Origin of the sequence: Pseudomonas abietaniphila (assembly GCF_900100795.1) — a bacterium.
Taxonomy (GTDB): Bacteria; Pseudomonadota; Gammaproteobacteria; order Pseudomonadales; family Pseudomonadaceae; genus Aquipseudomonas; species Aquipseudomonas abietaniphila.
Map to the genome: position 1 here is coordinate 522,757 of NZ_FNCO01000001.1, position 12,299 is coordinate 535,055.

Consider the following 12,299-nt stretch of genomic DNA (forward strand, 5'->3'; position numbering starts at 1 on the left):
GAATCCGATGCGTGCGTGGTTTTTAAGTGCTGGCCTGGGGTTGCTGCTGTTGTCTCAAGGAGCGATGGCAGGCACGGTGCTGATCGTTGGCGATAGTATCAGCGCGGCTTTCGGCCTGGATACCCGTCTAGGCTGGGTCTCTTTGCTGGAGCAGCGCCTGGCGGAGCAGGGGTACAAGGACAAAGTGGTCAACGCGTCGATCAGCGGCGACACCAGCGCAGGCGGGCAGGCGCGGCTTCCGGCGCTGCTTGCAGCCCACAAACCGGATCTCGTGATCCTGGAGCTGGGCGGTAACGATGGGTTACGCGGCCAGCCTCCTGCACAATTGCAACAAAATCTTGCGTCGATGATCGACAGCTCACGCGCAGCCGGGGCCAAGGTGTTGCTGCTGGGCATGCAGATTCCACCGAACTACGGGGCGCGTTACACGACGGCGTTCAAGGAGGTCTACAGCAACCTGGCCGCTGAGAAGAAGGTCGCGCTGGTGCCGTTCATGCTGGAGGGCGTTGGCGGCGTTCCCGAGTACACCCAGGCGGACGGCCTGCACCCGGCGGCGAATGCGCAAGGTCGGTTATTGGAGAATGTCTGGCCGGTGTTGAAGCCGTTGCTTTAGGGGGTGGCTTGAGGGTTTGGCTCAAGGGTTTGGCTGGGGATGATTACTTTGATGCCCTGTCGGGCCTGGTCGCCAGCAAGCCGGCTCCTACATCTGCTTTAACGTGCCATGGCCTGATGGATCGAGTTGTCGGTCTTTGAGTCCGCTTAAGATGGGTTTGGGCACCACAGAGCGGGCACGGCGATCTTTCAGGCTGCTGCACGTTGCAGAACATGTAGGCGCCGGCTTGCTGGCGAACAGGGCTGAAGGGCTTGAGCGTCACAATCTCAAGCCGACCCTTTTCCAAAACAAGGCTTTCGGCTAATGTGGCGCCCCCGAACTGGAGCCCCTCATGCCGCGCCGTCCCGCCTGGTCCCTTTATGCCTATCAACTGATCGAGCCCGATGAGCAGCTCGACCTGTTCGCGTGCCAGGAAGTTCGAGTGCATCTGGCCGCCCGGCAACTGGAACTGGCCGGTTCTGCCGACCGTACTTTGTGCGGAAGCCTGCTGCCTGCACAGCCGCGTTGGTCCAGCGTTGAGCAGGCCATTTACCAGGATGAGCGTCTGTGCCCGTTGTGCCGGGCGATCATCGACGCACAGCGCCGCGGATGGAATCCCATCTGGCCTGAACTGGACACCGGCGAGTAAGCGGTCGCGCCTACTCCCGAAGGCCCTTGGGTGCGTGTACAATCGCCCTCATTAAAGCCTCCCGTTTACCCAAGGATTCCCCGGATGTTGTCGCGCATTCCAGCTTTCGCCCGCTGTCTGTCGCTTGCTGCACTGTGTGCGGCCGGCCCTGTCTCCGCTCTGGAGTTTCCGTTGCCGCCACCCGGCGAAGACATCATCGGCGCGGTCCAGACCGTAACAGCCAAGTACGAAGACACCTTCGCCGACCTCGCCACAAAGTACGACCTGGGCTATCTGGAAATGATCGCGGCCAACCCCGGCGTCGACGCCTGGCTGCCGGGCGCCGGGACGCAGGTCATTCTGCCGACCCGCTTCATTCTGCCGCCGGGTCCGCGTGAAGGGATCGTCATCAACCTCGCCGAGTACCGGTTGTACTACTACCCGAAAGGCCAGAATGTGGTGTACACCTTCCCGCTGGGTATTGGTCGTGAAGGCTGGGGTTCGCCGGTGTCCACCACCAAGGTGACCGCCAAGACACCCAACCCGACATGGACGCCGCCGGCGTCGGTCAAGGCCGAACATGCCGCCGATGGCGACATCCTGCCCAACGTGGTGCCGGCAGGGCCGGATAACCCGCTCGGGCCCTTCAAGTTCGGTCTGGGCCTGCCGGGTTACCTGATCCACGGCTCGAATAAAAAATTCGGGATCGGCATGCGCACCAGCCACGGCTGCTTCCGCATGTACAACAACAATGTGCTGGAAATGGCGGACATGGTTCCGGTCGGCACGACCGTGCGCATCATGAACGAGCCCTACAAGTTCGGCATCAGCGGTGGCAAGGTTTACCTCGAAGCGCACACGCCGCTGGATGAGAGCGGCAACCCGTCGGTGGTCGACAAGCACACGGCTGTCATCAACGCGCTGCTCAAGCGTGAAGACCTGGCCAACAACCTGCGGATCAACTGGGATGAAGTACGTGATGTGGTCGCTGCCGAAGACGGCATGCCGGTAGAGATCGCGGTGCCAGGAACGGCGGCTCCGGCCGTTAACAACACGCCGGTCACGCTGCAGTAACCGCAACTGCCTGACCTGACGCTGATACCCGTTCACCACGCTCTGCGACGCAGGGCAGGGTGAATGGGTTTTTTATTGCCTGAAGACCGTGCCGTGAAACGGTTTCGCAAGCGTCCCGGGTAAGGAAATCAGGCAACAAAAAAGCCGATCCGAAACCGGATCGGCTTATCAATAATCCCGAGGGATTATTACTTGCGGCTTGCCTTGTCCAACATGCGCAGAGCGCGCTCGTTGGCTTCGTCAGCAGTCTGCTGAGCTTTCTGAGCAGCAGCCAGAGCTTCATCAGCCTTGCGATAGGCTTCATCAGCACGAGCTTGCGAACGAGCAGCTGCGTCTTCAGTTGCAGTCAGACGAGCTTCGGTTTCTTTGGAGGCGCTGCTGCAACCGGTAGCCAGAACTGCGGCCAGGGCCAGAGCAGAGAATTTCAGAACGTTGTTCATCGTGTTCCCCTTAAAGGACTTCTATCAAATTAATCATCTCTCGAAAATGAGAAAATGACCGGCGTACATACTACCCATTGTTTGTAGTAAGTAAACGGACTAAGCGCAAGAACCGCATAAAATTCTTTGCTTTGAAAGTGTTCCGCGCACTTCTTCACGCTTTTTGTCTGGAAAAAACGCAGCCCTTTCAGGCGAATACACCTGCCAGTGGGGCGGCCGTGGACGGTTGACCCTGCGTGCGTCAATAACGTGACCAGGGTCAATCATCGGGACGCTGGCCCCGGCCAAGCTACGCTGAACCGCGTTACAGCCTTTTTTTGTATAGACGATGATCGGCGATGATGCTTGTTCTTTGGTGCTCAAAGTGACTTTGCCCAACCATTGACGTCTCAATGGACATTACCCGGCGACGTCAGGTTCCATCGTGCTGTCCAGTCAGATGTGCGGCAGTGCATTTTCCTGTTGATTCACTTGAGCGGATTCGATAATGGCGCCTACTATTTGCAGGTGCTCTTTGTTTGAGAACAGCCAGGCTCTTCTCGGTGTCCAAATCAGGCACAGGGTGGCGTAGAAGGCAGTATTGCGCGCACAGGCCCGAAAGCGGTCGGCGCGCGGTGGTTTTCATACTTGCCTGTAGAGGTTCCTTCGCCGGACAAAGATGGGTAAGGTAAGGGTCCAATTCCAAGACCCGCGAGGAGTAGTGATGAGCGAGGCGTTGTCCATCCACCATGACCAGACCGGTCACCAGTTCGAGATCAACATCGACGGTCACCGAGCCTATCTGACGTACATGGACCTGGGGAAACAGACCCTGGACATCTATCGTACGTTCGTTCCCAACGCGTTGCGGGGACGAGGCATTGCGGCGGCACTGACTGAGGTGGCGCTCGATTACGCAGAAAGTATGGGCTACACCGTCATTCCCTCGTGCTCTTACGTTGAGCGCTACATGGAGCGCAATCAGCGTCAGGCCGCCAAGATCTGAACCGTGGATTGAAGCCGTAAATGTTGTCATGAAAAACGCCGAGCAATTGCTCGGCGTTGTTGTTTCCAGATTAGCGATCAGTCGCGCTTGCGCTTGGGCAGCACGTCCTTGAGCTTGGCGTGCATGCTGCGCAAGGTATTCTCGGTGCTTTCCCAGTCGATGCATGCATCGGTGATCGACACGCCGTATTGCAGATCGGCGAGGTCTTTAGGGATGGCTTGAGCGCCCCATTTCAGATGGCTTTCGACCATCAGGCCGATGATCGACTCGTTGCCTTCCAGGATCTGGTTGGCGACGTTTTCCATGACCAGTGGCTGCAGCGCCGGATCCTTGTTGGAGTTGGCGTGGCTGCAATCGACCATGATGTTCGGTTTGACCTTCGCCTTGTTCAGCGCCTGTTCGCAGAGTGCGACACTGACCGAGTCGTAGTTCGGCTTGCCGTTGCCACCGCGCAGCACCACATGACCGTAGGCGTTGCCTTTGGTGGTGACGATGGAGACACCCCCTTCCTGGTTGATACCCAGGAAACGGTGCGGGCTAGACACCGACTGCAGGGCGTTGATGGCAACCGTCAGGCCACCGTCGGTGCCGTTCTTGAAGCCGACGGCCGAAGACAGGCCGGACGCCATTTCACGGTGAGTCTGGGATTCGGTGGTGCGTGCGCCAATGGCCGACCAGCTGATCAGGTCCTGCAGGTACTGCGGCGAGATCGGATCAAGGGCTTCGGTCGCGGTGGGCAGGCCTTTCTCGGCCAGATCCAGCAGCAGTTGGCGACCGATGTGCAAACCGTCCTGAATCTTGAAAGAGTCATCCAGGTACGGGTCGTTGATCAGGCCTTTCCAGCCGACGGTGGTTCGCGGTTTTTCGAAGTAGACACGCATGACCAGGTACAGGGTGTCGGACACTTCCGCCGCCAAAGCTTTCAGGCGCTCGGCGTATTCGTGAGCAGCCTTGATGTCATGGATCGAGCACGGCCCGATCACGATGAACAGGCGGTGGTCCTTGCCATCAAGAATGTTGCGGATCACTTCGCGACCCTTGCTCACGGTGGCCTGGGCGGCAGCGGTGAGGGGGATTTCGCGCTTGAGCTGATCCGGAGTGATCAGTGTCTCGTTGGAGGCAACGTTGAGGTCGTCAATCGGTAAATCAGCCATCGTGTTACTCATCAGGTCACGGATGCTGGCCGCCAACGTCCCCGTGCGGCGGAGCCGAGCATTATTAAGCGCAACGGGGGAGCCGAACCTTAGCGCGTTCGCCGGTACTTCGACAATGGGTAAACGTGGCTTTCCTCCTGCAGGCGCGGGATTGTCGAGCACATTTGTCCGCAGGCGGAGCCGACAGGGCGCCTGATGTGGGTAAACTGCGCCCTGTGGACCGACAGCGCACGAGGCGCACCCTGGAGAGATCGGCGTGGACCAACTGCAACTGACGGATTTTGACCTCGATCAGCAACTGCTGGCGTTACCTGGCGTCTCGCTGCTTATATTCACCAGCGTGGGTTGCTCCAGTTGCCGCTGGGCCCGGCATCACCTGCCGGAGCAATCGTTGCCGGTCGACCGGCTGTGCTGGATCGATGCCGAGGAGAACGGTGGTGCGGTGCAACGCTACGGCGTATTCCACCTGCCTTCGCTGTTCGTCATTCGCGACGGAGAATTTTACGGCGCGTTACGCAGCAAAATGTCCTTTGAAGCCATTGCTGTCGGCCTGGAGCAGGCCTTGGCGCGCGCGCCTGACGAGTTACCTTGAACGGGGGAAGCATGAGCGAAATCATTAAAAAGCCTCGCGTGGGCATCATTGGCACCGGCGCCATCGGCGGTTTTTACGGCCTGATGCTAGCCCGGGCCGGCTATGACGTGCATTTTCTGCTGCGCAGTGAATTCAGCGCGGTGTCGCAGAACGGTTTACGCGTGGACAGCCAGGTGCACGGTGCGTTGAGCCTGGAGTCGGTTCAGGCGTATGCCTCAGCCGACGATATGCCCGCCTGTGACTGGCTGTTGGTGGGCGCAAAGACCACCGGCAATAACGGTGTCGCGCCGGCAATCATTCAGGCCGCCGCGCCAAACGCCAAGGTGTTGATGCTGCAAAACGGCCTGGGCGTCGAGGACGACCTGCGCGCCGTGTTGCCCGACTCGCTGCATCTGCTCGGCGGACTCTGCTTCATTTGCGTACACCGCACCGGTCCCGGTCAGATCGCACACCAGGCGTTCGGCGCCGTGAACATTGGATACCACAGCGGGCCCGCAGCCGAAGGTGCAACTCGTCAGAACATTGTCGAAGAGGGGGCTGCGCTGTTCCACACGGCCGGTATCGAATCGGTGGCAATGGACAACCTCGACAGGGCGCGCTGGCAGAAGCTGGTGTGGAACGTGCCTTACAACGGGCTATCAGTGCTGCTCAATGCCAGCACCACGCCGCTGATGGCAGACCCGGACAGCCGCGAATTGATTCAAGGTCTGATGGCCGAGGTGGTGCAGGGCGCTGAAGCCTGCGGCCATACCCTGCCGGAAGGGTACGCGGAGCAACTCTTCAAGGTTACCGGGCACATGCCGGATTATCGCCCGAGCATGCACCACGATTTCGTCGAACACCGCCCGCTGGAGTTGGAAGCGATTTACGCAAAACCACTGGCAGCCGCGCTGGCGGCGGGCTGTGACATGCCGAAGATTCGGGCGTTGTACCACGCGCTGGCCTTCATTGATCGCAGTCGCCGTGGAGGCTAGAGGCAATCTTTCTGTAATCGCGCGCTCTGTCGGCGCGCGAGCTCATTGAATTGACGGAGTAGCCGATGGCCAACGATCTGACCATGAAAACTGCAGGCGGCAAGCTGGTTCTGGCGATCTCTTCGCGCGCGTTGTTCGACCTGCGGGAAAGTCATGCGATCTACATGACAGACGGGGTTGCCGCGTATCGCCAGTACCAGATCGATCATGAAGATGAAGTGCTGGAGCCCGGCGATGCCTTTCTGCTGGTGGAAAAGCTGCTGAGCCTCAATGCCAGTCTCAGTCAGTCCCGCGTGGAGGTCATTCTGGTGTCACGCAACAGTGCGGACACCGGCCTGCGTGTCTTCAATTCGATTCAGCATTACGGTCTGGACATCTCCCGAGCGGCGTTCGTCGGAGGGCGCAGTCCGTTTCCGTACCTCGCGGCCTTTGGCAGCCACCTGTTTCTGTCCACTCACGCGGAGGATGTGCGCAGCGCGCTGGACGCGGGGTTTGCGGCGGCAACGATTCTCTCCGGTGGTGCCCGGCGCGCCGCCAGTGCCGAGTTGCGCATTGCTTTCGACGGCGATGCCGTGCTGTTTTCCGACGAGTCCGAACGGGTTTATCAATCCGGTGGGCTCGAGGCCTTTCAGGCCAGCGAACGGGAAGCCGCGCGTCAGCCGTTGCCAGGCGGCCCTTTCAAGCCCTTCCTTGCCGCGTTGAACCTGCTGCAGCGCGAGTTTCCCGAAGAGTCATGCCCCATTCGCACGGCGTTGGTCACCGCGCGTTCTGCGCCCGCTCACGAGCGTGTTATCCGCACGCTACGGGAGTGGGACATCCGACTGGATGAGTCGCTGTTCCTGGGCGGGCTGGAAAAATCGGCCTTCCTCGAAGCCTTCGCGGCCGACGTGTTTTTCGACGATCAACCCGGGCATTGCGAGAAAGCGCGCGAAGTGGTCGCCACCGGGCATGTTCCGCATGGCATCAGCAATGAGCTAAAACCGTGAACCTTTAGACCGGAAAGCTGTATCAAACCCGCCGATTCGCGTGTGCGCTGCTACGCTCAATGGTGACTCCGCCTTCATGGCTGCCGGGAGGTCACATGATTCGCTCGATGCTGTATGCCACGGACCTTGGTCTTTATGCGCCCTACGTCCTGCAGCATGCGCTGGCGCTGGCCAAAACGTTCAATGCCGAGCTTCACGTGGTCCATGTCGTCGAGCCTATGGGGCTGTTTGCGGAATCCGTGCTGCAAAGTTATCTGGCCGAGGACGTGCTCAGAGAGTTGCACAGCGAAGGCGTGAATACGGTCATCGAAGGTATCGAGCTGAGGGTGCTCGCCAGCTTTCGTGATGAGCTTGGCGAGAATCACCAGGACCTTGAGCTGATCCGCAGCGTACGCGTCGTTCAGGGCGATCCCTCCAACGTGATCCTCGATCAGGCCCAGAGGCTTGAAGTCGATCTGCTGGTGGTCGGCAGTCACAGCCACGGTGCCGAGGGGGATACACCGATCGGACGAACTGCAGCGAGGGTGTTACAGCTTTCCGAGGTGCCGGTGTACATGGTGCCAATGGTGCAGAACCGTTCCAATGTGTGAGCGTAAAAGGTGGAAACGCAGGGGGCGTGAAAAAAAGCAGCGTGCCATTACCGCTTAAAAGTGATAAAAAGTTCTATCTTTGCCTTCCAGACCATTAATCCAGTTATATACCGTCGCTGATGCCTGCGGCGTCTTCCGGCTTTGAGGGACACATATGAAGCTTCAGCAATTGCGCTACATCTGGGAAGTGGCGCACCACGACCTCAACGTTTCGGCGACGGCACAAAGCCTGTATACCTCGCAGCCGGGTATCAGCAAGCAGATCCGTTTGCTCGAAGACGAGTTGGGCGTCGAGGTTTTTGCACGCAGCGGCAAGCACCTGACACGTGTGACGCCGGCGGGGGAGCGGATCATTACCACGGCAGGCGAAATCCTGCGCAAGGTCGAGAGCATCAAGCAGATCGCTCAAGAGTTCTCCAACGAGAAGAAAGGCACCTTGTCGATTGCGACGACGCACACTCAGGCGCGTTACGCCTTGCCGCCCGTGATCAGCAACTTCATCAAGCAATACCCGGACGTGGCGTTGCATATGCATCAGGGTTCGCCGATGCAGATCGCCGAAATGGCGGCGGACGGTACTGTGGATTTCGCGATTGCCACGGAGGCGCTGGAATTGTTCGGCGATCTGGTGATGATGCCGTGCTACACCTGGAATCGCTGTGTGGTCGTGCCTCAGGGGCACCCGCTCACCAAGTTGCCCAAGCTGACGCTGGAAATTCTGGCCGAATACCCGATCGTGACGTACGTGTTCGGTTTCACCGGGCGTTCGAAGCTGGACGAAGCGTTCAGTCATCGCGGTCTGACGCCCAAAGTGGTGTTCACTGCCGCCGACGCCGACGTGATCAAGACCTACGTAAGGCTGGGGCTGGGCGTGGGCATCGTCGCCAAAATGGCCGTCGACCCCAAGCTGGACAGCGATCTGGTGGTGCTGGATGCCAGCGAACTGTTCGAAGCCAGCATTACCAAGATCGGGTTCCGTCGCGGCACGTTCCTGCGGGGCTTCATGTGCGACTTCATTGAGAAGTTCGCGCCGCACCTGACCCGTGATGTCATGGCCAAGGCGATCCAGTGCCATAACAAGCAGGAACTGGAAGAGCTGTTCGACGGCGTGGTGCTGCCGGAGCATTGACAGGCATTAATGTGTAGGGGCGCGCTTGCCCGCGGTTTGTCAGCCACGGTATTGGATCTGTGGCTGAGATAACGCAATCGCGGGCCAGCACGCGTCTACGGTTCGGCGGTCATCAAGCTTTGGTGATCAAATTCCCCGAATGCAGCCCGCATTCCTTCTGCGTTGCCTCTTCCCACCACCAACGACCTTCACGCTCGTGCTGATTCGGCAGCACCGGGCGTGTGCAAGGCTCGCAGCCAATGCTGATGAAACCGCGCTCATGCAAACTGTTGTAAGGCAGTTCGAGCATGCGGATGTAATTCCAGACGTCCTCGCTGCTCATCTGCGCCAGTGGGTTGAATTTGTACAGCGGGCGCTCTGGCGTCGAAAACGCGCTATCGATTTCGACCACGGCCACGCTGTTGCGGGTGCTCGGGCTCTGGTCACGACGCTGGCCGGTTGCCCAGGCCTTCACGTCAGTCAGCTTGCGGCGCAGCGGTTCAATCTTGCGCACGCCGCAGCATTCACCATGGCCGTCCTTGTAAAAGCTGAACAGCCCCTTTTCCTTGACGAAAGGCTCAAGCGTTTCACGGTCAGGTGACACGATATCGATGGCGATCTTGTATTGCTCGCGGACCTGATCGATGAAGCGATAGGTTTCGGGGTGCAGGCGGCCGGTGTCGAGGCTGAAGACCTTGACGTTCTTGTTGATCTTCCAGGCCATGTCCACCAGCACCACGTCTTCCGCGCCGCTGAAGGAAATCCACAGCTCATCGCCGAAGTGCTGGAAGGCGAACTTCAAAATGTCCTGGGCGGACTTGTTAGCGTAGGTCGCTGCAATCTCGGCGACGTCGAAGGGATGGCTCATCAGGCGGCTTCCTAATCGGTGGCGGCGCGTAGGCGCTCTTAATGCGGCGCTTGAGCGCTCGTAGTGGCGCAGATGGTAACAAAAACCTTCGGCGATTTGCCTGAAACCTGAGTTTGCGCACTGCCCGTCGAGCTGGTTAGAGTGCTGCTTCCCTGACGTCGCATGACTGAACACACAAGGAGTGGTTTGTGGAAATTGCCTGTCTTGACCTGGAAGGTGTGCTGGTCCCGGAAATCTGGATCGCGTTCGCGGAAAAAACCGGTATCGAGTCGCTGCGCGCGACCACGCGCGATGTCCCCGACTACGACGTGCTGATGAAACAACGCCTGCGCATTCTCGACGACCACGGGCTGAAGCTGTCTGACATCCAGGAAGTCATCGCCACGCTGTCGCCGCTGGAAGGTGCCGTGGATTTTGTCGACTGGCTGCGCGAACGGTTTCAGGTGGTCATTCTCTCTGACACCTTCTACGAGTTTTCCCAGCCGCTGATGCGTCAGCTGGGATTCCCGACCTTGCTGTGCCACCGTCTGGTGACGGATGAGAGCGGCCGGGTGGTCAGTTATCAGCTGCGCCAGAAAGATCCGAAGCGTCAGTCGGTACTGGCGTTCAAAAGCCTGTATTACCGCGTGATCGCAGCGGGGGATTCGTACAACGACACAACCATGCTGGGTGAAGCCGATGTCGGGATCCTGTTTCATGCGCCCGACAATGTCATACGGGAATTTCCCCAGTTCCCGGCCGTGCATTCGTTCGAGGCGTTGAAAAGGGAGTTCATCAAGGCGTCGAACCGGGCGTTGAGTCTGTAATCGCGCGGTCATTTTCGGTAGGCGCCAGCCGGCTGGCGCCTACCGTGAAACTGAGACGGGTATTACAGCGATTCCAACGTCTGCATCAATACCCGAACCTTGGTGAAGGTTTCCTGGTATTCGGCTTCCCACTGCGAGTCGGCGACAATACCGCCGCCGCCCCAGCAGGCAATCTGCCCGTCTTTGGCCAGCAAGCTGCGAATGGCGATGGAGCTGTCCATCTCGCCGCGCACGTCCAGGTACAGCAACGACCCGCAATAAAGCGCCCGACGGCTGGGCTCCAGTTCGTCGATGATCTGCATGGAGCGGATTTTCGGCGCGCCAGTGATTGAGCCGCCGGGGAAACTGCCGCCAATGAGGTCCAGTGCGTCCTTGCCCGTTGCCAACTCGCCCGTCACGGCGCTGACCAGATGGTGGACATTCGGGTAGCTTTCGAGGCTGAACAATTCCGGCACCTTCACCGAGCCGATGCGGCAGCTGCGACCCAGGTCGTTGCGCAGCAGGTCGACGATCATCAGGTTTTCAGCGCGGTCTTTCGGGCTGCACAGCAGTTCTTCAGCGTAGGCGGCGTCTTCGGCCGCATCCTTGCCCCGTGGCCGGGTGCCTTTGATGGGGCGGGTTTCCACCTGGCGCTGACTGACCTTGACGAAGCGCTCCGGTGACAGACTCAGCACTGCGTTGCCATCGGGCAGGCCGAGATAGCCGGCAAACGGGGTGGGGCAGGCGACACGCAACGCCTGATAGGCCGCCCACGGATCTCCGTGGTATCCGGCACGGAAGCGTTGCGCGTAATTCACCTGATAGCAGTCGCCTGCGTGGATATAGGCATGAATGCGTTCGATGGCGTGCTGATACTGGTCGGCAGTGATGTCCGGAGCAAAAGGAGCCGCCAACTGGAAACGCCCGTCGTCTTTGCCAGGTCGTTGCTCAAATAGACCGATCAGTCGATTACGTGTTTCGTCGTCGAGTGACGGGTGAAACACCAACTGGCTGGTGCCTGACTGGTGATCGCTGATCAATGCCCAGGCGTAGAGCCCGAGCCGGGCCGAGGGCAGATGCAGATCGTCGACGGCCTGCGAGGGCAGGGGTTCGAGCAGCCGACCGAAATCGTAGGCCAGATAGCCGATCAGCCCGCCGGCAAACGGCAATGGGTTTTCTTTCGGTAAATCCGCCTCGCCCATTAGGACAAGGTGGTCGCGCAGTCGCTGCAGGAAGGCGGTACCGCTTTCATCGGCCGCCGGCGCCAACGTCTCCAGCGGCCAGGCGCTGAGGATGTCGAAGCGCCCGCGTTCAGCCTCGGGCCGGCCGCTGTCCAGCAACACAGCGCCGGGCGCGTGGCGAATGATCGAGAAGTACCCGGTCGGGTCGACCTGATAGGCAAGCGGGTGTACGGAGCAGGTTGGCATTCGAGGTAAATCAGTCGTGGCAGCGGAGGGCGATTGTAGTCCTCCGGGAGGGTTGTGTCCTAGAGGCCATGTCGGGTCTGAGCTGTGTTGAGGCGC

At 59.6% G+C, this 12,299-nt stretch carries 14 protein-coding genes; 10 read left to right on the plus strand and 4 right to left on the minus strand.

The genetic code is table 11. The features are described 5' to 3' along the window. The first annotated feature begins 7 nt into the window (after window positions 1-7). The 3 genes from BLS87_RS02110 (at window position 8) to BLS87_RS02120 (ending at window position 2,294) form a co-directional block, all read left to right on the plus strand. Entirely contained in the window at window positions 8-613 is a 606-nt protein-coding gene (locus BLS87_RS02110) for an arylesterase (protein WP_074749737.1), read from the plus strand. A gap of 331 nt (window positions 614-944) precedes the next feature. After that, a complete protein-coding gene (locus BLS87_RS02115) occupies window positions 945-1,241 on the plus strand; it encodes a hypothetical protein (protein ID WP_074749738.1) in 297 nt (98 codons plus the stop codon). An 84-nt stretch (window positions 1,242-1,325) separates the two neighbouring features. Further along, window positions 1,326-2,294, plus strand: a complete 969-nt coding sequence (locus tag BLS87_RS02120; protein WP_074749739.1) for a L,D-transpeptidase family protein — start codon at window positions 1,326-1,328, stop codon at window positions 2,292-2,294. Window positions 2,295-2,482: 188 nt separating this feature from the next. On the opposite strand, the gene oprI is transcribed toward BLS87_RS02120, so the two are convergent. Beyond that, the gene (gene oprI, locus BLS87_RS02125; protein ID WP_003199355.1) at window positions 2,483-2,734 is read right to left on the minus strand and encodes an outer membrane lipoprotei OprI; all 252 of its coding nucleotides are present in this window, start codon (window positions 2,732-2,734) and stop codon (window positions 2,483-2,485) included. Window positions 2,735-3,437: 703 nt separating this feature from the next. Here oprI and BLS87_RS02130 point away from each other — a divergent pair. Further along, window positions 3,438-3,719 carry a GNAT family N-acetyltransferase gene (locus tag BLS87_RS02130; RefSeq protein WP_074749740.1) on the plus strand — a complete coding sequence of 94 codons (282 nt, stop codon included), beginning with the start codon at window positions 3,438-3,440 and terminating at the stop codon, window positions 3,717-3,719. 77 nt (window positions 3,720-3,796) lie between these two features. Here the strand turns inward: BLS87_RS02130 and BLS87_RS02135 are convergent, their stop codons facing one another. Continuing rightward, window positions 3,797-4,873: a 3-deoxy-7-phosphoheptulonate synthase gene (locus BLS87_RS02135; protein WP_074749741.1), complete on the minus strand. Its 1,077-nt coding sequence runs from the start codon at window positions 4,871-4,873 to the stop codon at window positions 3,797-3,799. A gap of 256 nt (window positions 4,874-5,129) precedes the next feature. Here BLS87_RS02135 and BLS87_RS02140 point away from each other — a divergent pair, with 256 nt between their 5' ends. The 5 genes from BLS87_RS02140 to cysB all read left to right on the plus strand — a co-directional run bounded on the left by BLS87_RS02140 (window position 5,130) and on the right by cysB (window position 9,144). Further along, window positions 5,130-5,465 carry a thioredoxin family protein gene (locus BLS87_RS02140; RefSeq protein WP_074749742.1) on the plus strand — a complete coding sequence of 112 codons (336 nt, stop codon included), beginning with the start codon at window positions 5,130-5,132 and terminating at the stop codon, window positions 5,463-5,465. Window positions 5,466-5,476: 11 nt separating this feature from the next. After that, window positions 5,477-6,439, plus strand: a complete 963-nt coding sequence (locus tag BLS87_RS02145; protein ID WP_074749743.1) for a putative 2-dehydropantoate 2-reductase — start codon at window positions 5,477-5,479, stop codon at window positions 6,437-6,439. 83 nt (window positions 6,440-6,522) lie between these two features. After that, window positions 6,523-7,425, plus strand: a complete 903-nt coding sequence (locus BLS87_RS02150) for a 5'-nucleotidase (RefSeq protein WP_074750237.1) — start codon at window positions 6,523-6,525, stop codon at window positions 7,423-7,425. Window positions 7,426-7,520: 95 nt separating this feature from the next. Next, the gene (locus BLS87_RS02155; RefSeq protein ID WP_074749744.1) at window positions 7,521-8,015 is read left to right on the plus strand and encodes a universal stress protein; all 495 of its coding nucleotides are present in this window, start codon (window positions 7,521-7,523) and stop codon (window positions 8,013-8,015) included. A 154-nt stretch (window positions 8,016-8,169) separates the two neighbouring features. Further along, the gene (gene cysB / locus BLS87_RS02160; protein ID WP_062382408.1) at window positions 8,170-9,144 is read left to right on the plus strand and encodes an HTH-type transcriptional regulator CysB; all 975 of its coding nucleotides are present in this window, start codon (window positions 8,170-8,172) and stop codon (window positions 9,142-9,144) included. Window positions 9,145-9,256: 112 nt separating this feature from the next. Here the strand turns inward: cysB and BLS87_RS02165 are convergent, their stop codons facing one another. After that, entirely contained in the window at window positions 9,257-9,991 is a 735-nt protein-coding gene (locus BLS87_RS02165) for a phosphoadenylyl-sulfate reductase (RefSeq protein ID WP_074749745.1), read from the minus strand. A 188-nt stretch (window positions 9,992-10,179) separates the two neighbouring features. On the opposite strand from BLS87_RS02165, the gene thrH reads away from it, so the two are divergent. Further along, window positions 10,180-10,797, plus strand: coding sequence for a bifunctional phosphoserine phosphatase/homoserine phosphotransferase ThrH (gene thrH / locus BLS87_RS02170; protein ID WP_074749746.1), 618 nt, complete (start codon window positions 10,180-10,182; stop codon window positions 10,795-10,797). Window positions 10,798-10,859: 62 nt separating this feature from the next. Here thrH and pabB read toward each other — a convergent pair whose 3' ends face one another. Continuing rightward, window positions 10,860-12,203 carry an aminodeoxychorismate synthase component I gene (gene pabB / locus BLS87_RS02175; RefSeq protein ID WP_074749747.1) on the minus strand — a complete coding sequence of 448 codons (1,344 nt, stop codon included), beginning with the start codon at window positions 12,201-12,203 and terminating at the stop codon, window positions 10,860-10,862. Window positions 12,204-12,299 lie beyond the last annotated feature (96 nt).

Excerpts from the sequence above, each read along its gene's own strand:
- BLS87_RS02110 (WP_074749737.1), top strand. The coding sequence starts at position 8 with ATGCGTGCGTGGTTTTTAAGTGCTGGCCTGGGGTTGCTGCTGTTGTCT.
- BLS87_RS02115 (WP_074749738.1), top strand. The coding sequence starts at position 945 with ATGCCGCGCCGTCCCGCCTGGTCCCTTTATGCCTATCAACTGATCGAG.
- BLS87_RS02120 (WP_074749739.1), top strand. The coding sequence starts at position 1,326 with ATGTTGTCGCGCATTCCAGCTTTCGCCCGCTGTCTGTCGCTTGCTGCA.
- oprI (WP_003199355.1), bottom strand. The coding sequence starts at position 2,734 with ATGAACAACGTTCTGAAATTCTCTGCTCTGGCCCTGGCCGCAGTTCTG.
- BLS87_RS02130 (WP_074749740.1), top strand. The coding sequence starts at position 3,438 with ATGAGCGAGGCGTTGTCCATCCACCATGACCAGACCGGTCACCAGTTC.
- BLS87_RS02135 (WP_074749741.1), bottom strand. The coding sequence starts at position 4,873 with ATGGCTGATTTACCGATTGACGACCTCAACGTTGCCTCCAACGAGACA.
- BLS87_RS02145 (WP_074749743.1), top strand. The coding sequence starts at position 5,477 with ATGAGCGAAATCATTAAAAAGCCTCGCGTGGGCATCATTGGCACCGGC.
- BLS87_RS02150 (WP_074750237.1), top strand. The coding sequence starts at position 6,523 with ATGAAAACTGCAGGCGGCAAGCTGGTTCTGGCGATCTCTTCGCGCGCG.
- BLS87_RS02155 (WP_074749744.1), top strand. The coding sequence starts at position 7,521 with ATGATTCGCTCGATGCTGTATGCCACGGACCTTGGTCTTTATGCGCCC.
- cysB (WP_062382408.1), top strand. The coding sequence starts at position 8,170 with ATGAAGCTTCAGCAATTGCGCTACATCTGGGAAGTGGCGCACCACGAC.
- BLS87_RS02165 (WP_074749745.1), bottom strand. The coding sequence starts at position 9,991 with ATGAGCCATCCCTTCGACGTCGCCGAGATTGCAGCGACCTACGCTAAC.
- pabB (WP_074749747.1), bottom strand. The coding sequence starts at position 12,203 with ATGCCAACCTGCTCCGTACACCCGCTTGCCTATCAGGTCGACCCGACC.